Genomic DNA, 24,821 nt, shown 5'->3' with positions numbered 1-24,821 from the left:
CCGAACATGATCGTACGCACCCTGGCCGACTGCGAGCAGTCCAACCGCAAGATCGTCACTGAAACCTGGGACAGCACGCGCCTGCTGCTCAAGGGCGACAACATGGGCTTCTCCTTTCACATCACCACCATCTACGCCAATACCGAGACGCACATCTGGTACCAGAACCACCTGGAGTCGGTGTATTGCATCAGCGGCGAAGGCGAGATCGAGACCATTGCCGACGGCAAGATCTACCCGATTGCCCCCGGCACCCTGTACATCCTCGACAAGAACGACGAGCACCTGCTGCGTGGCACCACGGAAATGAAGATGGCCTGCGTGTTCAACCCGCCGCTCAACGGCAAGGAAGTGCATGACGAAAGCGGTGTCTATCCGCTGGAGGCAGAAACCGTCGCCTGACAGGCCCGGCGAAAGGAGAAATTCCACGTGACCCCTGAACGAATCGACCTCTACCCCTCGCGCCAACACGAGCAACCGAGCTGGCAGGACCGCCTGGATCCGGTGGTCTACCGCAGTGATATGGAAAACGCGCCGCTCAGCGCGCAACAGCTCGAGCGCTACCAGCGCGACGGCTACCTGGTGCTGCACGACGTGTTCAGCGCCGACGAGGTGGCGGTGCTGCGCCAGGAACTCGATCGCGTGCGCTGCGACCCGGCGCTGACGGATTCCGGCAAGACCATCACCGAACCGGAAAGCGGCGCGGTGCGCTCGGTGTTCGCCATCCACAAGGACAATCCGTTGTTCGCCCGGGTGGCCCGCGACGAACGCATCGCCGGCATCGCCCGCTTCATTCTCGGCGGCGAACTGTACGTGCACCAGTCGCGGATGAACTTCAAGCCGGGCTTCACCGGCAAGGAGTTCTACTGGCATTCGGACTTCGAGACCTGGCACGTCGAGGACGGCATGCCGCGCATGCGCGCGCTGAGCTGCTCGATCCTGCTCACCGACAACGAGCCACACAACGGCCCGTTGCTGCTGATCCCCGGCTCGCACAAGCACTATGTGCGCTGCGTCGGCGCCACGCCGGAGAACCACTACCAGGATTCCCTGCGCAAGCAGCAGTTCGGCGTGCCGGACGACAACAGCCTGAGCGAGATGGCCAGCCGTTACGGCATCGACACCGCCCTCGGCCCGGCCGGCAGTGTGGTGTTGTTCGACAGCAACATCCTCCACGGCTCCAACAGCAACATCACCCCCAGCGCGCGCAGCAATCTGTTCTACGTCTACAACCAGGTGAACAACGCGGTGCAGGCGCCCTTCTGCGCCCAGACGCCACGCCCGGCCTTCGTCGCCGAGCGCGAGGACTTCACGGCACTGGATATCCAGCCGCAAGCGTACCCCTGACACACAGACAGGCCCGCAACAGCGGGCCTGATCTATTCCTGGGTGGGCGCTTGTCGGCCACCCGCTGCAATCACCACGACCGGACTCTCATGCATACCGTAGAAAAAATCGGCGGCACCTCCATGAGCCGCTTCGAGGAAGTGCTCGACAACATTCTCATCGGCCAGCGCCAGGACCAGCGCCTATACCAGCGGGTCTTCGTCGTCTCGGCCTTCAGCGGCATGACCAACCTGCTGCTGGAACACAAGAAAACCGGCGAACCCGGCGTCTACCAGCGCTTCGCCGATGCCCATAATGAAGAGGCCTGGCTCGAGGCGCTGGAAGCGGTGCGCCTGCAGATGCTGGCGAAGAACGCCGCGCTGTTCGCCGGCGAATTCGAGCGCCAGGCGGCCAACCAGTTCATCGGCGCGCGCATCGACGATGTCCGCGAGTGCATGCACAGCCTGCAGCGGCTGTGCGCCTACGGCCACTTCCAGCTCACCGAACACCTGATGAAGGTGCGCGAAATGCTCGCCTCGCTGGGTGAAGCGCACAGCGCCTTCAATACCGTGCTGGCGCTCAAGCAGCGCGGGGTCAACGCCAAGCTGGTCGACCTCACCGGCTGGCACCTGGACGCGCCACTGCCCTTCGAGGCGATGATCCGCAGTTGCTTCGCAGAGGTCGACCTGAGCTGCGAGCTGGCCGTCGCCACCGGCTATACCCACTGCAGCGAAGGCCTGATGAACACCTTCGACCGCGGCTACAGCGAGATCACCTTCGCCCAGATCGCCGCCGCCACCGGCGCCCGCGAGGCGATCATCCACAAGGAATTCCACCTCAGCAGCGCCGACCCCAAGCTGGTCGGCGCCGACAAGGTGGTGACCATCGGCCGGACCAATTACGACGTCGCCGACCAACTGTCCAACCTGGGCATGGAGGCCATCCACCCCAAGGCCGCCAAGACCCTGCGCCGGGCCAATATCGAGTTGCGCATCAAGAATGCCTTCGAGCCCGAACATGCCGGCACCCTGATCAGCCAGCCCTACCGCAGCGAGCGGCCCTGCGTGGAGATCATCGCCGGGCGCAAGGACGTATTCGGCCTGGAGGTCTTCGACCAGGAAATGCTCGGCGACGTCGGCTACGACATCGAGATCACCAAGCTGCTCAAGCAACTGCGCCTGTACGTGGTCAACAAGGACTCCGACGCCAACAGCATCACCTATTACGCCTCGGGTTCGCGCAAGCTGATCAACCGCGCCGCCCGGCTGATCGAGGAACGCTACCCGGCCGCCGAGGTGACCGTGCACAACGTCGCCATCGTCTCGGCGATCGGCTCGGACCTGAAGGTCAAGGGCATCCTCGCCAAGACGGTGGCGGCGCTGGCCGAAGCGGGCATCAGCATCCAGGCGGTGCACCAATCGATCCGCCAGGTGGGGATGCAGTGCGTGGTCAACGAGGAAGACTACGACGCCGCCGTGGCCACGCTGCACCGGGCGCTGATCGAACCGGAAAACCATGGCGACGTGATCGCCGCGGCCTAGTTTTTGTAGGCTGGCCCGGGGCGCGTAGCCCGGGCCGCGCAGGCTGAACTCCGCGAAGCCCAACACGTTGATGTTGTTGGGCTTGGTTCCTCAGCGCCAACCTACAAATTGCGTTCGATTGCCGTTCTCGGACAACCTCATTTTGGCCGGTTCTGGCCGGCCTGAAGCGGAACGAGCCGATGGCGCATCCCTCATCCCGCATTGATCTCAGAGTAGACGGGCCTGGTCGCGCAGCAACTGGGCGAATTGCTCCGCCGGCACCGGCTTGCTGATCAGGTAGCCCTGGATTTCGTCGCACTGCTGGGCCTTGAGGAAATCCATCTGCTCCTGGGTTTCCACGCCCTCGGCGACCACCTTCAACTCCAGGCTGTGGGCCATGACGATGATCGCGCGGGTAATCGCTGCATCCTCGCCGCCGATCGCCAGGTCGCGGATAAAGGTCTGGTCGATCTTCACGTAGTCCACCGGGAAGCGTTTGAGGTAGCTGAGCGAGGAGTAGCCGGTGCCGAAGTCGTCGATCGCCAGCTTGACCCCCAGGTCGCGCAGCTGCTGGAAGGTGGTGATGACGCTCTCGACGTTGTCGAGCAACTGGCTCTCGGTCAATTCCAGCTCGAGGAACTGCGGCGCCAGGCCGGTTTCGTCGAGCACCTGGCGCACCAGGCTGGTCAGCTTGCCCTGGCGCAACTGATGCACCGACAGGTTCACCGACACCCGGATCTGCGCCAGGCCCTGCAGTTGCCAGTCCCGTGCCTGCTGACAGGCGCGGCGCAGGACGAATTCGCCGATAGGCGCGATCAGCCCGGTCTCCTCGGCCAGGCCGATGAAATCCCCCGGCGGCACCAGCCCGCGCTCCGGATGGCGCCAGCGCACCAGCGCCTCGGCGGCGTTGAGGCTGTCGTCGGCCAGGCACAGCTTGGGCTGGTAGAACACCTCCAGCTGGTGCTCGTCGATCGCCTTGCGCAACTGGGTCTCCAGTTGCAGGCGTTCCAGGGTGCAGGCCTGCAGATTGTCGGTGAAGAACTGGAAGGTGTTGCCGCCCAGGTGCTTGGCATGCTGCATGGCCATATCGGCCTGGCTGACCAGAGTCGAGATCTCCCGCGCGTTGTCCGGCAGCAGGCTGATGCCCAGGGAGGCACTGACCACCAGTTCCTGACCGCCGATGGTCATCGGCAGGCGCAATTTGGCCAGCAGGCGGCTGGCCATGCGCGCCAGGGTCGAGAGGCTGCCGTAGGAATCGAGCAACACGGCGAATTCGTCGCCGGACAAGCGCGCAATGGTGTCGGCCTCGGGTATTGCCTGACTCAGGCGGCGGCTCATCTGCCGCAACAATTGATCGGCCACTTCATGGCCGAGGCTGTCGTTAAGCCACTTGAAGCGGTCCAGGTCGACGTGCAGCAAGGCCAGGCCGCGCCCGCTCTGCCGCGAACGCTGACTGGCCTCGTGCAGGCGCTCGCGGAACAGGCTGCGGTTGGCCAGGCCGGTCAGGTCGTCGTAGTGCGACAGATAGCGCAGACGCTCCTCGGCCTCGCGCCGCGATGACAGGTCGGCGAAGAAGCCGACGATATGGCTGACCAGCCCGCGCGCATCGCGCACCACGTTGAGTTGCAGCAGTTGCGGGTAGAGTTCGCCGTTCTTGCGCGTCTCGATCAACTCGCCCTGCCAGTGGTCGCCGCGTTCCAGCTCCAGGCGGATCATCTGGTACTGGTGGCGGGTGTCGCGGCTGCTGATCAGGCTGGCGACGCTCTTGCCGAGCACGTCTTCCTGGCGATAACCGGTGACCTGACTGAATGCCTGATTGACCGCCAGCAGGCGGTAGTCCGGGTCGAGAATGACGATGCCTTCGCTGGCCGCCTCGAACACCGTAGCGGCCAGGCGTTGCTGTTCTTCCTGCTGCTTGCGTGCGGTGATGGTGCGCCGCGTGCCGAGCATGCGCAGCACCCGGCCCTGGGCGTCGCGCTCCACGGCGCGGCCGCGATCCTCGACCCAGACCCAGTGGCCATCGGCGTGCTTGACCCGGTATTCGATCTGATAACCGTCGCTGCGGCCCTTCATGTGTTCGACCAGGGTGCGGCGCAGCAACGGCAGGTCGTCCGGGTGCAGACGCGGCTTGAGGTCGCGCAGCATGGCCTGCACCGCCTCGGGCTCGAGGCCGAAGATTTCCTTGAGCTGCGAGTGATGCACTTCATCGCTCTGCAGGTTCCAGTCCCACAACCCCAGTTCGCTGGCCTCCAGGGCCAGGGCCAGGCGCGCCTCGCTCTTGCTCAGGGCATGGGTGGCATCGTCCAGCTCCAGGGTGCGCTCGGCCACGCGCATTTCCAGCTCGGCATGGGCCGTGCGCAGCTCACCTTCGGCCCAGCGGCGCTGCTCGACCTCGCGTTCCAGTTCGCCATTGAGCGTCTCGGCCTGCTGCCGGGCATGCTCCAGACGGCCGATCAGCGCCTGATTCTGAAAGCGCTGCAACAGGCTGCGCTGCAGCAGGCGGTTGACCTGCCAGGTCACCACCAGCAGGGTCAGCAACAGGATCCCACCAAGCATGCCCCAGCCGCGCTGCAGGCTATGCTCGCTGAACAGCAGATAGGCCACCGACGGCAGCAGGCAGGGCAAGGCGAAGGTCAGAAACGCCGACAGGCTGACGGCATAGGCCACGCTGGCGGAAAGAATTGCCGCGGCGATCAGGCCGTAGACCAGGGCCTGCTGGTAGAACACATCGGCCGGCACCAGGGCGATGGCGGCGAAGGCCAGGGTCAGCCCGGAGGCGCCGGCGCCAAACAGGAAGTTGCGCCGCCAATGCGCCTGCACCTGGCAACTCGGCTGGGCACGATTGAAGGCGCCGACCTGGAGCAGGCGCAGAACGGCCAGCAGCACCAGCCAGATCAACCAGCCGGAGAGCATGACCCGGCTCGGCGGCGCCCAGAGCAAATAGGCGCAGGCCGCGCCATTGAGCAGCATGAATAGCGTAGGCACCCACGAGCCCTGATACAGCAGGCGGGTACGTTCGATGGCGATATCCGTGGCGAATTGCTGACGAATCTCTTGTGTACTGTCCAGCGTCGGTTTGGCAGTGGCGCTAGCGGTCTGGGTCATAGGCTATTTTCTTGTATTGGAGTGCCTAGGTCGGCGGAGCATACCCGAGCTAGACGCTTCGCCCAACAATCATCTGTGCAAATTTACCGAGCCGACAGGCCACCCTGCCGGGTCAGAATGACCTGCAACATCCACCCGGCAAGGTGACTGGCCGGTCGTCCACTGGCAGCCGTGCGGCGATGTGCCGCGCTCCCGGTTTGCCCTCGCCGCCGCCGCCGCCTAGAATGCCGCGATGCAAAATGACCCCGAACTCCTGATCGCCTCCCTCAACGATGCCCAACGCCGGGCCGTCACGGCCCGCCTGGGCCGGCAGCTGGTGCTGGCCGGCGCCGGCTCCGGCAAGACCCGGGTGCTGGTGCACCGTATCGCCTGGCTGATCCAGCTGGAAAACGCCTCGCCGCACAGCGTCCTGTCGGTGACCTTTACCAACAAGGCCGCCGCCGAGATGCGCGCACGCATCGAACAGATGCTCGGCGTCAATCCGGCCGGCATGTGGGTCGGCACCTTCCACGGCCTGGCCCACCGCCTGTTGCGCGCGCACTGGCAGGAAGCCGGCCTGGCCGAGAACTTCCAGATCCTCGATTCCGACGACCAGCAGCGCCTGGTCAAGCGGGTGATCCGCGAGCTGGGCCTGGACGAGCAGCGCTGGCCGGCCAAGCAGGCGCAATGGTTCATCAACGGGCAGAAGGACGAAGGCCTGCGCCCGCAGCACACCCAGGCCGGCGGCGACCTGTTCCTCGCGACCATGCGCGGCATCTACGAAGCCTATGAAGCGGCCTGCGCCCGCGCCGGAGTGATCGACTTCGCCGAACTGCTGCTGCGCGCGCTCGACCTGTGGCGCGACAAGCCGGGCCTGCTCGCACATTACCAGCGGCGCTTCCGGCATATTCTGGTCGACGAGTTCCAGGACACCAACGCCGTGCAGTACGCCTGGTTGCAGCACCTGGCCAAGGGCGGCGACAGCCTGATGGTGGTGGGCGACGACGACCAGTCGATCTATGGCTGGCGCGGCGCCAAGATCGAGAATATCCAGCAGTTCGACAGCGATTTCCCGGATGCAGAAATCATCCGCCTGGAGCAGAACTACCGCTCCACTGCCAATATTCTCAATGCCGCCAACGCGCTGATCGCCCATAACCAGGGGCGTCTGGGCAAGGAGCTGCGGACCGATGTCGGCAACGGCGAATTGCTCGATCTGTATGCCGCGTTCAACGAGCACGACGAGGCGCGCTACGTGGTCGAGACGATCGAGGACGCCCTGCGCAAGGACGGCCTCAAGCGCAGCGAGATCGCCATCCTGTATCGCTCCAACGCCCAGTCGCGGGTGCTGGAAGAGGCCCTGCTGCGCGAGAAGATCCCCTACCGCATCTACGGCGGCCAGCGCTTCTTCGAGCGCGCCGAAATCAAGAACGCCATGGCCTATCTGCGCCTGCTCGACGGCCGCGGCAACGACGCGGCGCTGGAGCGGGTAATCAATGTGCCGGCGCGCGGCATCGGCGAGAAGAGCGTCGAGGCGATCCGCGCCTACGCCCGCGAACATGATGTGGCGATGTGGCAGGCGATCCGCCTGATGATCGCCAACAAGGCCCTGCCGGGCCGCGCCGCGGGCGCCCTGGCCGGCTTCGTCGAGTTGATCGAAAACCTCGCCGCCAAGGTCTTGGACATGCCGCTGCACCTGATGACCCAAACGGTCATCGAGCAGAGCGGGCTGATCGCCTACCACCAGGCGGAAAAGGGCGAGAAGGCCCAGTCGCGGATCGAAAACCTCGAGGAACTGGTCAGCGCCGCGCGCACCTTCGATAACGCCGAAGACGACGAACTGACCCCGCTGCAAGCCTTCCTCGGCCACGCCTCGCTGGAGGCCGGCGATACCCAGGCCGCGGAGAACGAGGACAGCATCCAGCTGATGACCCTGCACAGCGCCAAGGGCCTGGAGTTTCCCCAGGTGTTCCTGGTCGGCCTGGAGGAAGGCCTGTTCCCGCATAAGATGAGCCTGGAAGAACCCGGCCGCCTGGAGGAAGAGCGCCGCCTGGCCTATGTCGGCATCACCCGTGCCATGCAGAAACTGGTGATCACCTACGCCGAGACCCGCCGCCTCTACGGCAGCGAGACCTACAACAAGGTGTCGCGCTTCGTCCGCGAGATTCCAGCGCAGCTGGTTCAGGAAGTACGCCTGTCCAATAGCGTCAGCCGGCCCTTCGCCACGAACAGCCGCAGCACGAACGGCGGCATGAGCGGCAGCAGCCTGTTCGCCGGCAGCGCCGTGCCGGACACCGCGTTCAGCCTCGGCCAACGGGTGCAGCATGCGCTGTTCGGTGAGGGCACCATCCTCAACTTCGAGGGCTCCGGCGCCCAGGCACGGGTGCAGGTGAATTTCGAAAGCGAAGGCAGCAAATGGCTGATGCTCAGCTACGCCAAGCTGAACGCGCTGTAATTAGGGCGGGTGCAACCCGCCTGGCTTTTGGCGGGTTGCACCCGCCCTACATACAAACAATAAGGAAGCACCGATGAATCGCCGCAACCTCTTCAGCGCCGCCGTGGTTCTGCTCGCCGCTATCGGCCTGGCCGGCTGCAAGGATGAAAAAGCCGCCAGCGAGCAGGCCACGGCCGCGCCGGTGCAGAGTTTCCAGTGGAAGATGGTCACCGCCTGGCCGAAGAACTACCCGGGCCTGGGCACCGCTGCCGAGCGCCTGGCCGAGCGGGTCGCGACCATGAGCGCCGGGCGCCTGACCATCAAGGTCTATGCCGGCGGCGAACTGGTGCCGCCGCTGGAGGTGTTCGACGCGGTCTCGCGCGGCACCGCCGAACTGGGCCATGGCGCCGCCTATTACTGGAAGGGCAAGGTGCCGGCCGCGCAGTTCTTCACCGCCGTGCCCTTCGGCCTGTCCACCGCGGAGATGAATGCCTGGCTGAGCAAGGGCGGCGGCCAGGCGCTGTGGGACGAGGCCTACGCCCCCTACGGCGTCAAGCCGCTGGTAGTGGGCAATACCGGCATGCAGATGGGCGGCTGGTACAACAAGGAGATCAACGCCCTGGACGACCTCAAGGGCCTGAAGATCCGCATGCCCGGCCTCGGCGGCGAGGTGTTGAGCAAGCTCGGTGCGACCACCGTCAACCTGCCCGGCGGCGAGGTGTTCACCGCCCTGCAGACCGGCGCCATCGACGCCAGCGACTGGGTCAGCCCCTACAACGACCTGGCCTTCGGCCTGCACAAGGCGGCCAAGTTCTACTACTACCCGGGCTGGCAGGAGCCGCAGGCGGTGCTCGAACTACTGATCAACCAGAAGGCCCTGGACAGCCTGCCGGCCGACCTGCAGGCGATCCTCAACGAAGCGGCCCGCGCCGCCAGCCAGGACATGCTCGACGACTACGTCTACAACAACGCCCTGGCCCTGGACGAACTGCAGCAGCAGGGCACCCTGCTCAAACGCTTCCCCGACGAGGTGCTCGACGCCCTGCAGCGCGAATCCGCAGTGGTGCTCGGCGAGCTGGCCGCGCAGAGCGAACTGAACGGGCGCATCTGGGCCTCGATGAAGGCCTTCCAGGCGCAAACCAGCCAGATGCACAAGCTGTCCGAGAAGGAGCTGTATAACTGGCGTTGAGCCGCTGCAGGGTGCGCCGCGCGCACCCTCGCAATGCCAGGTGGTGCGCACGGCGCACCCTACGACCAACCGGGGCCTCGGCTTCCGTTGGTCGACTCCGCCTCGCCTCGCGCTCCTCCCGGCCCATACTGCTTGGCGAGGTGAGCCGATGAAAAAGCCGACAACTACAGCGCCCCAGATCCTCGATGCCGCCCTGCAACTGGCCGATGTCTGTGGCTGGGAACGCCTGCACCTGTTCGATGTGGCCGCGCACCTGAACGTTGGCCTGGACGCCATCGCCGCCCATTACCGGGAAAAGGATCAACTGGTCGAAGCCTGGTTCGACCGCGCCGACCGCGCCATGCTGGCGCGCAGCAGCGCCGCCGACCTCGGCCCGCTGGAGCCGGCCAAGCGCCTGGAAGAACTGCTGGTCGCCTGGCTCGACAACCTGGCCGCGCACCGCTCGGTGACCGGGCAGATGCTGCTGTACAAGCTCGAACCCGGGCACCTGCACCTGCAAGTGCTCGGCCTGCTGCGCATCAGCCGCACCGTGCAATGGTGGCGCGAGGGCGCCCGCCGGGAAAGCCGGCACCTGCAGCGCATCGCCGAGGAAAGCCTACTGACCGGCGTCTACCTGCGCAGCTTCATCCACTGGTTGCGCCATCCCGAGGAGGATCCCGTCGAGTTCCGTGCCTTCCTGCGTCGTCAACTGCGCTGCGCAGCGCTGCAGATGCTGCTGCACCGCTAGGTTGCCGCGCCGAGGCCATACCTACCCTTGAGCGAAAAGCAAAAGCCCGAAACATTCTATGGCTGGCCTTCCGCAGCGTTGGCGGGCAAGATGCCGTGCAGCGTTCCAACCACCAAGAGACAGCTAAACATGCAGCGTTTCCTTAGCATTGCCCTGGCCATGTGCCTGAGTGTGGGCCTTACCATGAGTTTCGATGCCGAAGCCAAGCGTTTTGGCGGCGCCAAATCCTTCGGCTCCGCGCCTAGCCACCAGACTCGCCAGACCACCTCGCCAACCTCGACCGCCACCACGCCGACCGCCGGTCGTCAGCCTGCTGCGGCCAGCGGCGCCTCGCGCTGGCTTGGCCCATTGGCCGGCCTGGCCGCGGGCGGCCTGCTCGCCTCGATGTTCATGGGTGACGGCTTCGAAGGCCTGCAGATCATGGACATGCTGATCTTCGGCCTGATCGCCTTCCTGCTGTTCCGCTTCCTCGCCTCCCGGCGCAAGCAGGCAGGCCCGCTAACCGCCAATGGCGCGCCCATGCAGCGCGACATGCCCGCCCAGGCTGCGCCCGCCTCGATCTTCGGGGGTGCCGGCGCCGCCGCCATCAAGCCGGTGATCAATGCGCCGGCCTGGTTCAACGAGCAAAGCTTCGTCAGCGCCGGCCGCGAGCACTTTCTCAGCCTGCAGCAGCACTGGGACGCCGACGAGATGGACAAGATCGCCGAGTTCGTCACCCCGCCGCTGCTCGAATTCCTCAAGCGCGAACGCGCCGACCTGGGCGAGGGCTTCCAGTCCACCTATGTCGACAACCTCGAGGTGCAGCTGGACGGCGTCGACGACCTGAGCGACAAGACCGTCGCCACCCTGACCTTCACCGGCGTGGCCAAAACCTCGCGCTTCGACCAAGGCGAAGCCTTCAGCGAAAGCTGGCGCATGGAGCGCGTAGCCGGTGACAACCAGCCGTGGCTGGTCGCCGGTATCCGCCAGAACTGAGCAGCGGTGAAAAACCCTCGCCTCGCAGGCCGTTGAAAAACGTCGGCGCGGCAGCCGAGCCTGTTTATAACGACGCATCGGCAACGTAGGTAGTTTTTCAACAGCCGGTCAGTGGCCCCGGGTTCGCCCCGGGGCTCCTCAGCGGCGTCCCTTCACCCGCGGCTGACCGACCCGATGCGGCTGGCGCCGGGCGATCGAACGGCGCCAGACGAAGATCGGCGGCACCGGAGGCCTAGCCGGGCTGCGGGCACAGTTCACAGACTTCGGCATGGGGCACCAGCTTGAGAAACTGCTCGGTGCTCATGTGCACCAGGCTCTCGTGATCGCCGGCCTCGAAGTAGATGTCCTGCTGGCGGGTCAGCAGGGGGTCGACGCGCATGCTCATCCCGTAGGGCTCACTGACCGCCGGCACCGCGCCCAGCTCGCAATCCTTGAACAGGCTGGCGATGGTCGATTCGCTGGTCAGTTCCCAGTGCTCGTTGCCCTTGCTGACCATGCTCATGTCCAGATGCCGGTTGGCCGGCACCACCGCCATCAGGTAGTGCCCCTTGCGATCGTCGAGGATCACCGGCTTGGCCAGGCGCTCGGCCGGGATGCTGGCCACCCGCGCCGACTCCAGGCTGCTCGCGGAATGCGGGTGAGGGACGATCTCGAACTGGCACTGCGCGCTTTCCAGGCTACGTTTCAACGTTGCTGCCATATGCATGACCCACCTCCTGCTCGAGCCTGACGCTCAAGCTGTAATTAAGTGACAGGCTCCTGTTCGAAGTTTAGTTCGCGCCCAGGCGCCGAGCCGCACCAGTGGATGGAAGGCCACCAGCGGCCGGCGCTTTTCTGCCTTGCACAGATAGACGGCAAGGGTCGTCAACACCCGCAAACAGCAATGGCGGGACGGGCGGCTTTTCCTCCGCACGCCGGCTACTGTATAAAACCCATCCCTATGCACGAGGTCCTGCTGCCGTGGAAGAAGTCATCGAACAACTGCGTGAAATGAACGAACCGGTGCCAGTGCCGCTGGAACTGCCGGAAGAAGAACTGCTGGTGGAGATCGAAGAGCAGATTCTGATCAACCTGCCGTTCGAGCTGCGCGAGTTTCTGCTCAAGGTCAGCGATGTGGTCTACGGCCGCCTGGAGCCGGTCACCGCCACCGACCCGCAGTCGCACACCTACCTGCCGGAAGTCGCCTCGGTGGCCTGGTCGCTGGGGGTATCACGCGAGCTGGTGCCGATCTGCGAGGATCGCGGCAACTACTACTGCGTCGAACAGGACGGCACCGTGGTGCTCTGGGACGGCGAGAGCGGCGAACTGAGTGAAGACGAGAGCTGGGACTCGGTGTGGCACTGGGTACGCGACGTCTGGCTGGAGAGCTGAGCCCGTCCGAGCCTGGCCAGGCTGGTATCAACCCTGACGACTGGCCTCGCCCTGCTCCAGCCCCAGCAGATTGAGCAGGAACTGGCCGAAGAAGCTCAGGTCCTGCTCCATCGCCGCCCGCGCCGCCTTGCCGTCGCCGGCGCGCAGGGCCCGGAACACATCCTCGTGGAAATCGTTGAGGCGCAGTGACAGGTCGGCCTCGGTGAACAGGCGATTGAAGAAGGGCCCGACCTGCAGCCACAGCGACTCGATCAGGCGCAGCAGCACCGGATTACCGCAGGCCTGGTACAGGCTCAGGTGAAACTGGCTGTTGTCGCTGAGGTAGGCCTGCACGTCGCGCCGCTCGAGGGCGCTTTCCATGCGCGCGATGCACGCCTGCAGCGCCGCCAGTTCGGCCGGACCGATCCGCGCGGCGGCCAGCTCCACCGCCAGGCCCTCTAGGCTGATGCGCACCGGCAGCAGCTGCTGGTAGCGCTCGCGGGTCATCGCTGGCACCCGCAGCGAACGTTGCGGCTCGCCCTCCAGGGCGCCCTCGGCGACCAGCCGCTGCAAGGCGGCGCGCACCGGCATCGGGCTGGTGCCCCACTCGGCCGCCAGGTCACGAATCTTCAGGCGCTCGCCGGGCTGGAAACGCCCGGCCAGCAAGGCACCACGGATATTCTGGTAGAGCTGTTCCTGCAGGTTGTCGGCCATGCTTCAGCGCCCCTGTGGCGGTGCGGGGAGCTGGGAAAGGGTCAGTAGGCAATTGCGCATGCTGTTCTCCAATGTATTCAACGAAAGCTGAGCGCTTCTGCTAGCGGCAGGCTAGGCGCAGGGGTGCTTGAAAAGCGGAGTTGACTGCAGTCAATGAGCATTTTCGAGCCCCCCTGCAACAACGCCTGACCGACGCAGAAACGCTCAGGGGGCCTTGTTTTCGATCAGGCAGTTGCCGCCGTCCACAACCAGCACCTCGCCGGTAATGTAGCTGGCTTCGGGCGAGGCGAGAAAGGCCACGGCAGCGGCGATCTCCTGCGGACGGCCGGCCCGGCCCATCGGCGTGTAGCCCGCGGCGTGGCGCTCCTCGTCGGTGCTCGATCCGGTGGCGATCCAACCGGGCGCCACGCTGTTGACCGTGATGCCCTGCTTGGCCACTTCCAGCGCCAGGCCCATGGACAGGCCGAGCATGCCGGCCTTGGCCGCGCTGTAGGCGGATTCACCGGGGTTGCTGCCGCGGGTGCCGGTGGTCGAGCTGATATTGACGATGCGCCCGTAGCCACGCTCGCGCATACCCGGCAACACGCCACGGGTAAGCAGAAAGGTGGTGGTCAGATTACGGTTGAGCGACAGGTTCCAGGTAGCCAGGTCCATCTCGGCCAGCTCGGCGAACGGCTCCGGGCTGCCCTGCATGGCCATGCCGGCGTTGTTCACCAGGATGTCAATCTGCCCCCACTGCGCCAGGGCCCATTCGACCAGTTCGGCCACCTGCTGCTCATCGGTTAGGTCGGCGGCGCGGGCACGCGCTTGAATACCTTCAGCGCACAGCTCGGCAGCACGCTGTTCGACCCGTGCGCTGCTGGCCGTGAGCAGTACGCGCACGCCCTGCTTACCGAGGCGGCGGGCGATGGCCAGGCCGATACCGCTGTCGCTACCCGCCCCGCTGACCAGGGCCACCTGCTGCATATTTTTCATTTACATCCAACCTGTGATCACAAAATTAAGATTAATCTACCTGAATACCGCTTGTAAGGCATCTATTGACTTATTTGTGATCACAAAAGATCATGTTCGGAAATTCGAACGAGGTGTTCAACATGACTGCCAGTGGTATCAGCCCATCCGCCGTAGAAGCCTTCGCCCAGCGCGAGCGCCAGCGCTTTATCGAGCGCAACCCCCAGTCCGTGGCCCTGGCCGAACGCGCGCGCAATTCGTTATATGGCGGCGTGCCGATGCACTGGATGGCCGACTGGTCGACCCCGGTGCCGCTGTTCGTCGAACGCGCCAAGGGCGCACGCTTCTATGACGTCGACGGCCACGCCTACATCGACTTCTGCCTGGGCGACACCGGCTGCATGTTCGGCCACTCGCCGGACCCGATCGCCAAGGCCATCAGTGATCAGGGCAACAACGGCCTGACCACCATGCTGCCGGGCGAAGATGCGGTGGTCTGCGGCGAACTGCTGGCCGCACGCTTCGGCCTGCCGTTCTGGCAGGTCACCGCCACCGCCACGGATTCGAACCGCTACGTGCTGCGCTGGGCCCGCGAAATCACCCAGCGCAAGACCCTGCTGGTATTCGACGGCTGCTACCACGGCACCGTCGACGACGTGATGGTGCGCTACCGCGACGGCGAGACCGTGCCGCGCTCTGGCCTGGTCGGCCAGGCCTATGACCTGACCCAGTACAGCCGCGCCATCCCGTTCAACGATGTCGCCGCCCTGGAGGCCGCGCTGGCGAAGGGTGACGTCTGCGCCCTGCTCTGCGAGCCGGCGATGACCAACATCGGCATGGTCCTGCCCGAGCCGGGCTTCATGCAGCAGTGCCGCGAGCTGACCAAGAAATACGGCGCGCTGCTGATCATCGACGAGACCCACACCATTTCCACCGACATCGGCGGCTGCACCAAGCTGTGGAACCTCGAGCCGGACTTCTTCGTGGTCGGCAAGCCGATCGCCGGCGGCGTACCCTGTGGCATCTTCGGCTGCAGCGCGGCGATGGCCGAGGCCATGACCGCCGCCGGCCAGCGCGCCAGCGAGAACAGCCACGGCCACGGTCACAGCGGCATGGGCACCACCCTGTCGGCCAACGCCCTGGCCATGCACTGCATGCGCGCCAACCTGGAACAGGTGATGACCCCGGCTGCCTACGACCACATGCTGCCGCTGGCCAAGCGCCTGGCCGACGGCTTCCGCCGCCTGATCGGCAAGTACGACCTCAAGTGGTCGGTGACCGAGCTGGGCGCGCGCAGTGAGTTTCAGTTCTGCCCGGTCTCGCCGAAGACCGGCGCCGAGGCCGAAGCGGCCTTCCACGACGAGCTGCAGATGGCCATCCACCTGTACCTGATCAACCGCGGCATCCTGATCACGCCGTTCCACAACATGACCCTGTGCTGCCCGAGCACCACGGTAGAGGATGTGGACCAGCTGATCACCATGCTCGATGCGGCCTTCACCGAGCTGCTGGCCATCCCCGGCGCCCGCGAATAACGCCGGCAATTTCGTAGGATGGGTCGGGCCGCGCTGGTTGAGCACCGCGATACCCATCAGATCGCATCGATGGGTTACGCCGGCACGCGGCTAACCCATCCTACCCAGGACACCGACCATGCAATTCGCCGATATCCAGGAAGCCCATGACTTCCTCGCCCGCCACCCCGAAGTACGCAGCATCGAGCTGATGCTGATCGACGCCAACGGTATTCCGCGCGGCAAGCTGCTGCACCGCGACGAACTTTTGGCCATCTATGCCAATGGCCGGCCGCTACCCAGCTCGATCCTGGCGCTGACCATCCAGGGCGAGGACGTGGAAGAAAGCGGCCTGGTCTGGGAAGTCGCCGATGCCGACTGCTGGACCTACCCACTGCCCGGCAGCCTGACGCTGCAACCCTGGCGCACCACGCCCACCGGCCAATTGCAGGTGAGCATGCACCCGACCCAGGGCCTGCCCGCCAGCCCGGCCGACCCACGGCATGTGCTGGTGCGCGCCATCGACCGGCTCAAGGCCGACGGCTACCACCCGGTGATGGCGGTGGAACTGGAGTTCTATCTGCTGGACAAGACCCGCGACGCCAACGGCCGCCCGCAACCGGCGCTGCAGATGAACGGCGTACGCCCACAGGCACCGCAGGTGTACGGCGTCTACGAGCTGGAGCAAATGCAGCCGTTTCTCGATGACCTCTACGCCGCCTGCGAAGTGCAGGGCTTGCCGGTGCGCACGGCGATCTCCGAGTACGCCCCGGGCCAGCTGGAGCTGACCCTGGAGCACCGCTTCGACGCGCTGCAGGCGATCGACGAAGGCGTGCGCTACAAGCGCCTGGTCAAGGGCGTGGCCAACAAGCATGGCTTGCAGGCCTGTTTCATGGCCAAACCATTCGGCGACCTGGCCGGCAGCGGTATGCACCTGCACGTCAGCCTGGCCGATGCCGAGGGCAACAACCTGATGGCCAGCGAGCTTTCCGACCTTGAAGGCGGGCAGGGCACGCTGCTGCGCCATGCCATCGGCGGCATGATGGCCACGCTCAACGACGCCCTGGCGATCTTCTGCCCCAACGCCAACTCCTACCGGCGCTTCCAGGCCAACAGCTACGCGCCGCTGACCAAGAACTGGGGGGTGAACAACCGCACGGTGTCGCTGCGCGTGCCGGGCGGCCCGGCCAACAGCCGCCACATCGAGCACCGCATCTGCGGCGCCGACGCCAACCCCTATCTCGCCGCCGCGGCGATCCTTGCCGGCATTCACACCGGCATCCAGCAGCAACTCGATCCGGGCCCGGCCATCGTCGGCAACGGCTACCAGCAGGCGTGCGAGACCCTGCCGACCGACTGGCTGACCGCCCTGCGCGCGCTGGAACACTCCAACTGGGCCAGGGAAGCACTGGGCGAGGACTTCCTCAAGGTGTTCCTGGCGATCAAATGGGCCGAGTTCCGCCAGTTCATGGGCGAAGTCGGCGAGCAGGACTGGCGCTGGTACCTGAGCCACGCCTGAGCCAACCCTCCAGCCTTACCTACACTGATTGAACCAGCCACGAGGAGAACTTCATGAGCACGCCCGTCATCCTGATCACCGGCGCCGCCGGCGGCCTCGGCCGCGCTATCGCCAAACGCTTCTCCCAGAGCCGCTGGCGGGTCACCGCCAGCGATGTCGACAAGGCCGGTCTGCATGCGCTCAATACCGTGGTGCCGCTGGACTTCAGCGCCACCGCCGACCTGCGCAGCGCCAGCAACTGCCATGAGCTGATCGCCGAGACCCTGGTCGCCACCGGCCGCCTGGATGCCGTGGTCAACGCCGCCGGGGTCTGGCGCGAGGGGCCGGTGGAGAGCTTCGGCGAGGAGGACTTCGACCTGGTCATGGGCGTCAACCTGAAGGCGGCCTTCTACATCAGCCAGGCGGCCATCCCCCACCTCAAGGAGAGCCGCGGCTGCATCGTCAATATCGCCAGCGACGCCGGCCGCCAGGCCTACCGCGGCTCGGCGGCCTACTGCGCGAGCAAGGCCGCGCTGGTGATGCTGAGCAAGACCCTGGCTCTGGAGCTGGCCGGGCACGGCGTGCGGGTCAACGCGGTGTCGCCCGGCGACATCGCCACGCCGATGCTCGACTACCAGGCCGAACGCTACGGCAAGGGCAACCCGACCGGCTACAAGCGCGAGCTGCTGAGCCTCTACCCCCAGGGCCGCGAGGCACGCTTCCTGCGTCCCGAGGAGGTCGCCGAACTGGTCTGGTACCTGTGCCAGCCGCAGGCCGAGGCGATCACCGGCGCCGACCTGGCGATCGACTTCGGCCTGTCGGCCGGCAGGTAAGGCCGGCTCACATGCCGTTGGCGAAGGCCGGCTCGATGGTCGTGCGCAGCAGGCGCATGGCCCGCGCATACTGCACCAGCACCCCGAGCGCCCAATCGGCGCGGGCGCGGATCCGCGCATCGTCTTCGTCGGCTGGCAGCTCGCCGTTGAGCACCGTTTCGACCTGACGCACGATCAGTTGCTCGGGCAGGTAGCACAGCCGGCAGTTCTTGTAGCTGGAGGCGCGCAGCTCGCTCAGCGGGTAGGCGCCGCCCTGGCCAGCCGAGACACCGACCAGCAGCCCCGGCTTGTGCCCCAGTTCGCGGCGCCCGGCATAGACGAAGAAGTTCTTCAGCGCCGGGCTGGCCATGCCGTGCCATTCCGGGCTGACCAGCACCAGCCCGTCCGCCTCGCGCAGCAGCGCCGCGCAGTCGGCCCAAGCGCCGCCAGGGTCTTCGGCCGGCCACAGCGGCAGCGGGCTGGTGCCGAGGTCGATCAGGCCGAGGTCCGCCGCCGCGCAGTGACCCAGCTCCAGCAGGCGCCGGCGCAGGTAGGCGGCGACCTTGGCCGACTGGCTGGACGGCTGACTGGAACCGGCCAGCAGCACCAGTTTCAGGCTCATTGGCCACCTCCATCGCCCAGTGCCCCGGGCGCCACGACCTTGGCCGGCTGGCGGCGGCGCACCAAGGGCCAGAACAGCTCGTGCTGCCAGCTCACCGGGCGCAGGTTCTCCACGCCGAAGGCCTGGGGCCGGCGCCGGGTGATCTTGGCCGTGCCGAACAGCACGTCCCAGAAGAACAGCAGGTTGCCAAAGTTGCCCTTGTAATGGGTTACCCCGTCGGCGGCGTTCTGGCCGTGGTGGGCGGAATGGGTCGCCGGGGTCGAGATGGTCCGCTCCAGCAGCCACATCAGCGGGCGCAGGGCGCGGATGCGGTAGAGCCTGTCGTCCCAGGGCAGGCTGCTGTGGGCGCCGAAGATCACCGTCATCTTGATGATCAGATAGACATAATAGACTTCGGCCAGGCCCAGATAGACCAGCACGGCGGACAGCCAGATACCGGGCATCAGCAGGTAGTAGAAGCTGTTGTTGCGGTAGACGATGCGGATGCTCATGTACGGCGCCGAGTGGTGCGCGCGGTGCAGGGCGTACAGCCAGGGCACCCGGTGCGACAGGCGATGCCACCAATACTGGGTCAGGTCGTCGCCCAGCAGCAACAGGCCGAAACCGGCCAACCAGGGCACGCCGCTCAGGGCGCCGCGCGCCTGCGGCGCCCAGTGCTCGAGCAGTGCATCGCAGAGGAAGAACACCAGTGGGAAGGTCAGGCCGAGCAACAGGCTCGAACCGATCACCTCGATGGCGACATCGCGCCACTGGCCCTTGGCCTGGCGGAAACAGCCACAGGCCAGTTCCAGCAGGATGAAGCCGAGAAAGATCGCGCCGACCACGAGCGCGGGATTGTTGGCGATTGTTGTTGGATTCATGGCAACCTCGACTGGGCCCGGCAGACGCACCGGGCGACAGCCCCATAAGAAGCCAAGCAGGCCCGAGACGACATGCGCGAACTGGACAAAAACACCCGAGAACGGGCCAAGTTGCCGGCCCGGCGCTTCCACCACGGCCCCCTCGGCCGGGTCCTCGAACGCTTTCTGCAGAGCCGTGCCAGCGCTTCGGCCGATTTCAGCCTGGTCGCGCTGGAACAGCTGTGGCTGGCAGCCGCCGAACACGATCCGGCCATCGGCCTGCATCTGTTCGGCCAGTTCAGCCCCCAGGACTGGCACGTGCTGGCGCACCTCTGTCTGTTCTGCGCCGACGTCGCCGAGGCCAGCCGCTGCTGGGCGCGCTATGCCAGCCTGGCCGCCGACAGCGACCAGTTGCGGCTGGTCGAGGAGGCCGAGGGCAGCGGCGTTGAACTGCAGATCGACGCCCCGCCGCAACTGGCCCGCTACCTGGTCGAGCACTACATGGTGATGGCGGTGACCCAGATGCGCCGCGGTACCGGCCAGCCGCTGTCGCCGGTGTGCGCGCGCTTTCGCCATGCCCGTCCGGCCTACCATGAGCACTACCGGCCCTGGTTCGGCGAGCGGGTCGAGTTCAATGCCGAACACAACCGTCTGCTGTTCGCCCCTGCCACCCAGGCCCAGCCGATGCTCAATCGGCATGCCGGCATGGTCGAACTGCTTTGCCAGGAGCTGGAGCGCCGTCTGGCCCGGCGCCGTCAGCTCGGCGGCTGGGCCGACAAGGTCGCCACGAGCGCGCGCCAGGCGCTGGAACAGGGTTTGACACCGAGCCTGGAAAGCATCGCCGAAGCCCTGCACCAGAGCCCGCGCACCCTGCGCCGGCGCCTGGAGGAACAGAACCTGAGCTTTCGCCAGGTACTCGACCTGCTGCGCGCCGAACTGGAGCAGCACTACCAGCTGCAGGGCTGCAGCCGCGCGCAGATCGGCGAGCTGCTCGGCTACAACGACAGCGCCGCCTACCTGCATGCACGCAAACGCTGGCGTGACCCGCCGGTCAGCTGAATCGTTCTGATAGAGAGGGCGTCACAATGCCCGGATCCACTCACCTCAACTGCAAGAGAGCCCTATGGAAGCCGGAAACGCCCAACTGACGATGACCGTGTTGATGACCCCGGATATGGCCAATTTCTCCGGAAATGTCCACGGCGGCACCCTGCTCAAATACCTCGACGAGGTGGCCTATGCCTGTGCCAGCCGCTACGCCGGCTGCTACGTGGTGACCCTGTCGGTGGATCAGGTGACCTTCCGCCAGCCGATCCACGTCGGCGAACTGGTGACTTTCCTCGCCTCGGTCAACTACACCGGGCGCAGCTCGATGGAGATCGGCATCAAGGTGGTCACCGAAAACATCCGCCAGCGCTCGGTGCGCCACACCAACAGCTGCTTCTTCACCATGGTCGCGGTCGACGACCAGGGCAAACCGGCAATGGTACCGACTCGCCAACCGCAGACTTCCGAAGAACAGCGGCGCTTCACCCAGGGCCAGCAACGCCGGGCGATTCGCCAGGAGCTGGAACAGCGCTACCGCGACCTCAAACACGACGGCTGAGGGCTCGGGCAAGACAGCCCGCAGCGGGACTGGCAGAATGGCCTGAGCCACCTCGCGCCAACCTGCGCTCTGACCAAGCCCTCCTGGAATCCGCAATGCTGACCCTCGGTAATATTTTCGTCCTGATGCTGCTGGCCACGGCCGGCGGCTGGCTGTGGCATGCCCACGGCTTGCGCGAGCGCGCACTGGCACAGGTCAAACAGCACTGCGCGAAAGCCGATGTCGAACTGCTCGACGGCAACGTCGCGCTGCGCAAGATCACCCTGCTGGCCGATGCCCGCGGGCGCAAGCGCCTGGCGCGGGTGTATGGCTTCGAATTCACCGTCACCGGCGAACAACGTCATGTCGGCAGCATCGTCATGTTCGGCCAGCAGGTCGGCCGCATCGAACTGGCGCCCCATCCGTTCAGAACGCCACCGGCGGAAAATCCGCAGGTGATCGAACTGCACAAGTGGCGGCGCGAGCATCGGCCACCCGAGGACTGAGAGGCTGACTTCAGGCATATTGCGGCAGGCAGAAATCGCGCACGCGGATGGCGGCCTCCTCGGGCTGCTCCTGCATGAAGCAGTGCCCGCCATCCACCACCTGGGCATGAATGTGCGGATTGCTGGCGCACCAGCGCGCCACCGACTTGGCGACGAAGGGGTAGCTGTGCTGGCCGTATAACACCTGGGTCGGCGTCGTCACCTTGGCCAGCGACGGCCACAAGCGCTTGGGGAAGGAGCCGAAGATTTCCGCCTCGCGGCTCGGCCGGCACTTCAACTCGACACCCTCTTCGGTGTCCTTCAAGGCGTGATTGATATAGGCGTAGAAGGCGTCCTCGTGCCAACCACGGAACATCCCGCGGCCATGCAGCGCGGCATGCGCCGCCGCGCGATCCGGCCACTCGCGGCGGCGCTTGCGCGCCTTGCTCGCCAGGGTATTGCGCTGGCTCAGACCGACCACGTCGGAAAGCGCCATGACCCCGATCATCGCCGGGGTGAACAGCACCGGGTCGAGCAGCACCGCACGCTGAAACAGCTGCGGCTGCTGGGCCAGCATCAGGCTGGTCAAGACCCCGCCAAAACTGTGGCCGACGGCAAACAACGGCACCTCGGTAAAGTGCTTGCGGCCCACGGCGAACGCCTCCAGGGCCAACTCGGCGCTGCGGTTCCAGCCATGGAAACGACCGCCGTGATCGCTGTCGCCATGGCCCTGGGCATCGCACAGCCAGAGGTCGAAATCCGCGGCCAGACAGGCCAGCAGCGGCTCGTAGACGCGTCCGCAATAGCCGTTGCCATGCAGAAAATGCAGCAACGGCTTGCCCGAAGGCGGCGAATGCCAGCCGCGCAGGGTGAACCCGGCGGAACAGGCGTGGGACCAGGATTCGAGGTACATGCGGCGGCTCACTGTCGGCTGGCCGGCCAGTTTACTGCCAGTGGCGGCCTGGCGCCGCACAAACAAAAAAGAGGGCGCCCCTAGGCGCCCCCAACTCCACGCTCAACTCTCTGATTACCGCTGCGCGCGGATAAAGCGCTCCAGCAAGGCGTTCAACCGCTCGGGCTGGTCCAGCGGCGTGGCATGCCCCGAATCGGTCACCACCGGCCGCTCGGCATGGCGAGGCGGGGGCGTTCGGCGCTTGACGGAATCGGAATCCGGGTTTCACTTCAGTTCGTCCCGCCAGGGAAACCCCTCCAGGTTCAGGAGGGCGACACGGAAAAAACCAACAAGAAGACGGAGCACTGCCATGTCTACTGTCAACCCGAGTATCCGCCGGCTGGGCTTGATCGCCCTGCTGACCTGCCTGTTCGCGAGCCCGAGCTGGGCCGACTCGCCCTGCAGCGAGCGCAAGAAAACCTGGTTCCTGCCCGGCAAGATCAGCTGCAGTCATCAGTCGACCTGGATTGCCTCAGGCGCGCTGAGCAGCCGCCAGGTGATCTACCAGACGCCGGCCGGCACCCCGCCTGCCGGCGGTTGGCCGGTGGCCATCCTCTATCAGGGCTCGTTCTTTGCCATGGACGACTTCGTCTATTACAGCAACGAGTGGCTGGGCAAGCTGTACAACGAGGGTCGGACGATCAAGACCCTGCTGGACCACGGCTATGCGGTGATCGCCCCCAGCGCCCCGGCCGACCTGTTCTGGCAGACCAATGTCCCCGGGCTGTCGGGAGAGCTGTACCCGACCGGCACGGACTTCACCTTTCTGAGCAACCTGTTCCAGGCCATCGATGACGGTCACTTCGGCCCGCTCAACGGCCAGCGCAAATACGCCACCGGGATTTCCAGCGGCGGTTACAACAGCAGCCGCATGGCGGTGTCCTTCCCTGGCCAGTTCAGGGCCCTGGTGGTGCATTCCGGCTCCTACGCCACCTGCAGTGGGCCGCTCTGCGCGGTGCCGGACAGCCTGCCGGCCGACCATCCGCCGACTTTCTTCATCCATGGCTTCGTCGACACAGTAGTGCCCTGGTGGAGCATGGACATCTACTACGACCGCCTGCTCTATCAGGGCATCCCTACCGGCCGTTATACCGAGCCCCTGGGGAACCACGAATGGTTCGACGCCTCGCCGGGCAAGGTGCTCGCCTGGTTCAACGCCCACCCCTGAGCAAGCGGCTAGATCCGGCAGGCCTCCATGCCCCGCCGCAACGTCTCGACCTCCTGGGGCTGATCGAAGATCAGTTCCAGCCGCGAGTCCTTGCGCCATTCGCTGTTTTGCCAGTGCAACGCCTGACCGTCCAGGGCATTGGCCGAGAGCCAGCCGGCATTGGTCTGCAACACCAGCTTGGCGCGGCGCCAGGACAGTGCTTGCAGCCACTGCTGCACCCGCATCAGCTCGAAACGCTGGCTCGGGTGCCAGCGCCAGCCGATGCTCCAAGCCTCGGCTTGCGCCTGAACCTGGCAGATCGGCTCGGCGAGCGTGCGCCAGATCTGCGGCACGGCGGCGGCACCACCGGGCAGGCCGTCCAGCCCCGTGCCCGCTTCGGCCCGGGCGGCGAAGCCGGGCAGCTGGCTCAAGGGCAAAGCCGCTTGGCTCGTCCACAGGAGTGGGCGCGCCGGCAGTTGCGCCTGGATCCGTGCCCTGGTCGCCTCGTCCAGATTCTCGGCCTTGTTCAGCAGCAGCAAGCCGGCGCTGCTCAAGCTGGCCTGCTGGCTGTCGGGCAAGCCAACGCCGGCAGCCAGGGCGGCGGCATCCAGCACCAGCACCGGCGCCTGCACGGCCAGCACCCCGGCCCAGGGTGGCTCGCCCAGTTGCGCCAATAGTTGCAGCGGATGCCCCAGGCCGGAGGGCTCGATCAGCAGACGATCCGGCCGGGCCTTGCGCAACAGCCGGCTCAGGCCGACCTGGAAGGGCACGCCGTTGACGCAGCACAGGCAGCCGCCGGCCACCTCGCCCATGGCCACGCCGTCGGCGTCGCTGTCGAGCAGGGCAGCGTCCAGGCCGATCAGGCCGAACTCGTTGATCAGCACCGCCCAGCGCTCGGCGGCCGGACGCTGAGCCAGCAGGTTGCGGATCAGGCTGGTCTTGCCGGCGCCCAGGGGGCCGGCGATCAGGTGGGTGGGGATATTCTTGAGCATGGGCCTATGCTGCGGTTGTTCGAGCGGAAGGGGAAGGGTTTGTGTGCGGAGCGATCTGCAACGGGGCAACGATCTGTGGGAGCGGGCTTGTCCGCGATCGCT

At 66.0% G+C, this 24,821-nt stretch carries 23 protein-coding genes; 15 read left to right on the top strand and 8 right to left on the bottom strand.

The window, feature by feature from the left end:
• Nucleotides 1-6 precede the first annotated feature (6 nt).
• The 3 genes from ABZE94_RS03875 to ABZE94_RS03865 all read left to right on the top strand — a co-directional run bounded on the left by ABZE94_RS03875 (nucleotide 7) and on the right by ABZE94_RS03865 (nucleotide 2,867).
• Nucleotides 7-402: an ectoine synthase gene (locus tag ABZE94_RS03875; protein ID WP_372874209.1), complete on the top strand. Its 396-nt coding sequence runs from the start codon at nucleotides 7-9 to the stop codon at nucleotides 400-402.
• Between the two features lie 27 nt (nucleotides 403-429).
• Nucleotides 430-1,347 (top strand): ectoine hydroxylase, encoded by a 918-nt coding sequence (gene thpD / locus ABZE94_RS03870; RefSeq protein WP_372874208.1) that lies wholly within the window; start codon nucleotides 430-432, stop codon nucleotides 1,345-1,347.
• Between the two features lie 89 nt (nucleotides 1,348-1,436).
• Complete coding sequence (locus ABZE94_RS03865) at nucleotides 1,437-2,867, top strand: aspartate kinase (protein ID WP_372874207.1); 1,431 nt, start codon at nucleotides 1,437-1,439, stop codon at nucleotides 2,865-2,867.
• Nucleotides 2,868-3,074: 207 nt separating this feature from the next.
• On the opposite strand, the gene ABZE94_RS03860 is transcribed toward ABZE94_RS03865, so the two are convergent.
• A complete protein-coding gene (locus ABZE94_RS03860) occupies nucleotides 3,075-5,951 on the bottom strand; it encodes a putative bifunctional diguanylate cyclase/phosphodiesterase (protein ID WP_372874206.1) in 2,877 nt (958 codons plus the stop codon).
• A 232-nt stretch (nucleotides 5,952-6,183) separates the two neighbouring features.
• On the opposite strand from ABZE94_RS03860, the gene uvrD reads away from it, so the two are divergent.
• The 4 genes from uvrD (at nucleotide 6,184) to ABZE94_RS03840 (ending at nucleotide 11,255) form a co-directional block, all read left to right on the top strand.
• Entirely contained in the window at nucleotides 6,184-8,385 is a 2,202-nt protein-coding gene (uvrD, locus tag ABZE94_RS03855; RefSeq protein WP_372874205.1) for a DNA helicase II, read from the top strand.
• Between the two features lie 73 nt (nucleotides 8,386-8,458).
• The gene (locus ABZE94_RS03850) at nucleotides 8,459-9,553 is read left to right on the top strand and encodes a TRAP transporter substrate-binding protein (protein ID WP_372874204.1); all 1,095 of its coding nucleotides are present in this window, start codon (nucleotides 8,459-8,461) and stop codon (nucleotides 9,551-9,553) included.
• A 148-nt stretch (nucleotides 9,554-9,701) separates the two neighbouring features.
• Nucleotides 9,702-10,280 (top strand): TetR/AcrR family transcriptional regulator, encoded by a 579-nt coding sequence (locus ABZE94_RS03845; protein ID WP_372874203.1) that lies wholly within the window; start codon nucleotides 9,702-9,704, stop codon nucleotides 10,278-10,280.
• A gap of 129 nt (nucleotides 10,281-10,409) precedes the next feature.
• On the top strand, nucleotides 10,410-11,255 hold the full coding sequence (locus ABZE94_RS03840) for a Tim44 domain-containing protein (protein ID WP_372874202.1): 846 nt from the start codon (nucleotides 10,410-10,412) through the stop codon (nucleotides 11,253-11,255).
• 232 nt (nucleotides 11,256-11,487) lie between these two features.
• Here the strand turns inward: ABZE94_RS03840 and ABZE94_RS03835 are convergent, their stop codons facing one another.
• The gene (locus ABZE94_RS03835; RefSeq protein ID WP_372874201.1) at nucleotides 11,488-11,961 is read right to left on the bottom strand and encodes an aminoacyl-tRNA deacylase; all 474 of its coding nucleotides are present in this window, start codon (nucleotides 11,959-11,961) and stop codon (nucleotides 11,488-11,490) included.
• A gap of 254 nt (nucleotides 11,962-12,215) precedes the next feature.
• Between ABZE94_RS03835 and ABZE94_RS03830 the strand changes: the two genes are divergently transcribed.
• A complete protein-coding gene (locus tag ABZE94_RS03830; protein ID WP_372874200.1) occupies nucleotides 12,216-12,626 on the top strand; it encodes an SMI1/KNR4 family protein in 411 nt (136 codons plus the stop codon).
• 27 nt (nucleotides 12,627-12,653) lie between these two features.
• Here the strand turns inward: ABZE94_RS03830 and ABZE94_RS03825 are convergent, their stop codons facing one another.
• Complete coding sequence (locus ABZE94_RS03825) at nucleotides 12,654-13,319, bottom strand: GntR family transcriptional regulator (protein WP_372874199.1); 666 nt, start codon at nucleotides 13,317-13,319, stop codon at nucleotides 12,654-12,656.
• Between the two features lie 204 nt (nucleotides 13,320-13,523).
• On the bottom strand, nucleotides 13,524-14,285 hold the full coding sequence (locus ABZE94_RS03820) for an SDR family NAD(P)-dependent oxidoreductase (RefSeq protein WP_372874226.1): 762 nt from the start codon (nucleotides 14,283-14,285) through the stop codon (nucleotides 13,524-13,526).
• Nucleotides 14,286-14,416: 131 nt separating this feature from the next.
• Here ABZE94_RS03820 and ABZE94_RS03815 point away from each other — a divergent pair, with 131 nt between their 5' ends.
• From ABZE94_RS03815 to ABZE94_RS03805, 3 genes are all read left to right on the top strand, one after another.
• Nucleotides 14,417-15,808, top strand: coding sequence for an aspartate aminotransferase family protein (locus ABZE94_RS03815; protein WP_372874198.1), 1,392 nt, complete (start codon nucleotides 14,417-14,419; stop codon nucleotides 15,806-15,808).
• 118 nt (nucleotides 15,809-15,926) lie between these two features.
• On the top strand, nucleotides 15,927-17,306 hold the full coding sequence (locus tag ABZE94_RS03810; protein WP_372874197.1) for a glutamine synthetase family protein: 1,380 nt from the start codon (nucleotides 15,927-15,929) through the stop codon (nucleotides 17,304-17,306).
• A 53-nt stretch (nucleotides 17,307-17,359) separates the two neighbouring features.
• Nucleotides 17,360-18,118 carry an SDR family NAD(P)-dependent oxidoreductase gene (locus ABZE94_RS03805; RefSeq protein ID WP_372874196.1) on the top strand — a complete coding sequence of 253 codons (759 nt, stop codon included), beginning with the start codon at nucleotides 17,360-17,362 and terminating at the stop codon, nucleotides 18,116-18,118.
• Nucleotides 18,119-18,125: 7 nt separating this feature from the next.
• On the opposite strand, the gene ABZE94_RS03800 is transcribed toward ABZE94_RS03805, so the two are convergent.
• Together ABZE94_RS03800 and ABZE94_RS03795 are read right to left on the bottom strand one after the other, a co-directional pair.
• Nucleotides 18,126-18,719 (bottom strand): NADPH-dependent FMN reductase, encoded by a 594-nt coding sequence (locus ABZE94_RS03800; RefSeq protein ID WP_372874195.1) that lies wholly within the window; start codon nucleotides 18,717-18,719, stop codon nucleotides 18,126-18,128.
• Nucleotides 18,716-19,579: a sterol desaturase family protein gene (locus ABZE94_RS03795; RefSeq protein WP_372874194.1), complete on the bottom strand. Its 864-nt coding sequence runs from the start codon at nucleotides 19,577-19,579 to the stop codon at nucleotides 18,716-18,718. The genes ABZE94_RS03800 and ABZE94_RS03795 overlap by 4 nt, the downstream gene beginning before the upstream one ends.
• 72 nt (nucleotides 19,580-19,651) lie before the next feature.
• On the opposite strand from ABZE94_RS03795, the gene ABZE94_RS03790 reads away from it, so the two are divergent.
• From ABZE94_RS03790 to ABZE94_RS03780, 3 genes are all read left to right on the top strand, one after another.
• Complete coding sequence (locus ABZE94_RS03790) at nucleotides 19,652-20,617, top strand: AraC family transcriptional regulator ligand-binding domain-containing protein (RefSeq protein WP_372874193.1); 966 nt, start codon at nucleotides 19,652-19,654, stop codon at nucleotides 20,615-20,617.
• A gap of 64 nt (nucleotides 20,618-20,681) precedes the next feature.
• On the top strand, nucleotides 20,682-21,164 hold the full coding sequence (locus ABZE94_RS03785) for an acyl-CoA thioesterase (protein WP_372874192.1): 483 nt from the start codon (nucleotides 20,682-20,684) through the stop codon (nucleotides 21,162-21,164).
• 95 nt (nucleotides 21,165-21,259) lie between these two features.
• Complete coding sequence (locus ABZE94_RS03780; protein WP_372874191.1) at nucleotides 21,260-21,649, top strand: DUF3301 domain-containing protein; 390 nt, start codon at nucleotides 21,260-21,262, stop codon at nucleotides 21,647-21,649.
• 10 nt (nucleotides 21,650-21,659) lie between these two features.
• Here the strand turns inward: ABZE94_RS03780 and ABZE94_RS03775 are convergent, their stop codons facing one another.
• Entirely contained in the window at nucleotides 21,660-22,541 is an 882-nt protein-coding gene (locus ABZE94_RS03775) for an alpha/beta fold hydrolase (RefSeq protein ID WP_372874190.1), read from the bottom strand.
• A gap of 349 nt (nucleotides 22,542-22,890) precedes the next feature.
• On the opposite strand from ABZE94_RS03775, the gene ABZE94_RS03770 reads away from it, so the two are divergent.
• Nucleotides 22,891-23,748 (top strand): plasmid partitioning protein, encoded by an 858-nt coding sequence (locus ABZE94_RS03770; protein WP_372874189.1) that lies wholly within the window; start codon nucleotides 22,891-22,893, stop codon nucleotides 23,746-23,748.
• Between the two features lie 8 nt (nucleotides 23,749-23,756).
• On the opposite strand, the gene ABZE94_RS03765 is transcribed toward ABZE94_RS03770, so the two are convergent.
• On the bottom strand, nucleotides 23,757-24,719 hold the full coding sequence (locus ABZE94_RS03765) for a GTP-binding protein (RefSeq protein WP_372874188.1): 963 nt from the start codon (nucleotides 24,717-24,719) through the stop codon (nucleotides 23,757-23,759).
• Nucleotides 24,720-24,821: the final 102 nt, after the last annotated feature.

Origin of the sequence: Pseudomonas sp., assembly GCF_041601375.1 — a bacterium.
Classification (GTDB): Bacteria; Pseudomonadota; Gammaproteobacteria; order Pseudomonadales; family Pseudomonadaceae; genus Aquipseudomonas.
The sequence above is the reverse complement of the archived record's forward strand: the minus strand, read 5'-3'. Positions and strand labels throughout refer to the sequence as shown.

What these genes read in the sequence shown, in the direction of transcription:
- ABZE94_RS03790 (WP_372874193.1), top strand. Translation starts at nt 19,652, where the DNA reads ATGCGCGAACTGGACAAAAACACCCGAGAACGGGCCAAGTTGCCGGCC.
- ABZE94_RS03810 (WP_372874197.1), top strand. Translation starts at nt 15,927, where the DNA reads ATGCAATTCGCCGATATCCAGGAAGCCCATGACTTCCTCGCCCGCCAC.
- ABZE94_RS03875 (WP_372874209.1), top strand. Translation starts at nt 7, where the DNA reads ATGATCGTACGCACCCTGGCCGACTGCGAGCAGTCCAACCGCAAGATC.
- ABZE94_RS03785 (WP_372874192.1), top strand. Translation starts at nt 20,682, where the DNA reads ATGGAAGCCGGAAACGCCCAACTGACGATGACCGTGTTGATGACCCCG.
- ABZE94_RS03815 (WP_372874198.1), top strand. Translation starts at nt 14,417, where the DNA reads ATGACTGCCAGTGGTATCAGCCCATCCGCCGTAGAAGCCTTCGCCCAG.
- ABZE94_RS03800 (WP_372874195.1), bottom strand. Translation starts at nt 18,719, where the DNA reads ATGAGCCTGAAACTGGTGCTGCTGGCCGGTTCCAGTCAGCCGTCCAGC.
- ABZE94_RS03825 (WP_372874199.1), bottom strand. Translation starts at nt 13,319, where the DNA reads ATGGCCGACAACCTGCAGGAACAGCTCTACCAGAATATCCGTGGTGCC.
- ABZE94_RS03845 (WP_372874203.1), top strand. Translation starts at nt 9,702, where the DNA reads ATGAAAAAGCCGACAACTACAGCGCCCCAGATCCTCGATGCCGCCCTG.
- ABZE94_RS03860 (WP_372874206.1), bottom strand. Translation starts at nt 5,951, where the DNA reads ATGACCCAGACCGCTAGCGCCACTGCCAAACCGACGCTGGACAGTACA.
- ABZE94_RS03795 (WP_372874194.1), bottom strand. Translation starts at nt 19,579, where the DNA reads ATGAATCCAACAACAATCGCCAACAATCCCGCGCTCGTGGTCGGCGCG.
- ABZE94_RS03780 (WP_372874191.1), top strand. Translation starts at nt 21,260, where the DNA reads ATGCTGACCCTCGGTAATATTTTCGTCCTGATGCTGCTGGCCACGGCC.
- ABZE94_RS03840 (WP_372874202.1), top strand. Translation starts at nt 10,410, where the DNA reads ATGCAGCGTTTCCTTAGCATTGCCCTGGCCATGTGCCTGAGTGTGGGC.
- uvrD (WP_372874205.1), top strand. Translation starts at nt 6,184, where the DNA reads ATGCAAAATGACCCCGAACTCCTGATCGCCTCCCTCAACGATGCCCAA.
- ABZE94_RS03765 (WP_372874188.1), bottom strand. Translation starts at nt 24,719, where the DNA reads ATGCTCAAGAATATCCCCACCCACCTGATCGCCGGCCCCCTGGGCGCC.
- ABZE94_RS03820 (WP_372874226.1), bottom strand. Translation starts at nt 14,285, where the DNA reads ATGCAGCAGGTGGCCCTGGTCAGCGGGGCGGGTAGCGACAGCGGTATC.
- ABZE94_RS03865 (WP_372874207.1), top strand. Translation starts at nt 1,437, where the DNA reads ATGCATACCGTAGAAAAAATCGGCGGCACCTCCATGAGCCGCTTCGAG.
- ABZE94_RS03835 (WP_372874201.1), bottom strand. Translation starts at nt 11,961, where the DNA reads ATGCATATGGCAGCAACGTTGAAACGTAGCCTGGAAAGCGCGCAGTGC.
- ABZE94_RS03775 (WP_372874190.1), bottom strand. Translation starts at nt 22,541, where the DNA reads ATGTACCTCGAATCCTGGTCCCACGCCTGTTCCGCCGGGTTCACCCTG.
- ABZE94_RS03850 (WP_372874204.1), top strand. Translation starts at nt 8,459, where the DNA reads ATGAATCGCCGCAACCTCTTCAGCGCCGCCGTGGTTCTGCTCGCCGCT.
- ABZE94_RS03770 (WP_372874189.1), top strand. Translation starts at nt 22,891, where the DNA reads ATGTCTACTGTCAACCCGAGTATCCGCCGGCTGGGCTTGATCGCCCTG.
- ABZE94_RS03805 (WP_372874196.1), top strand. Translation starts at nt 17,360, where the DNA reads ATGAGCACGCCCGTCATCCTGATCACCGGCGCCGCCGGCGGCCTCGGC.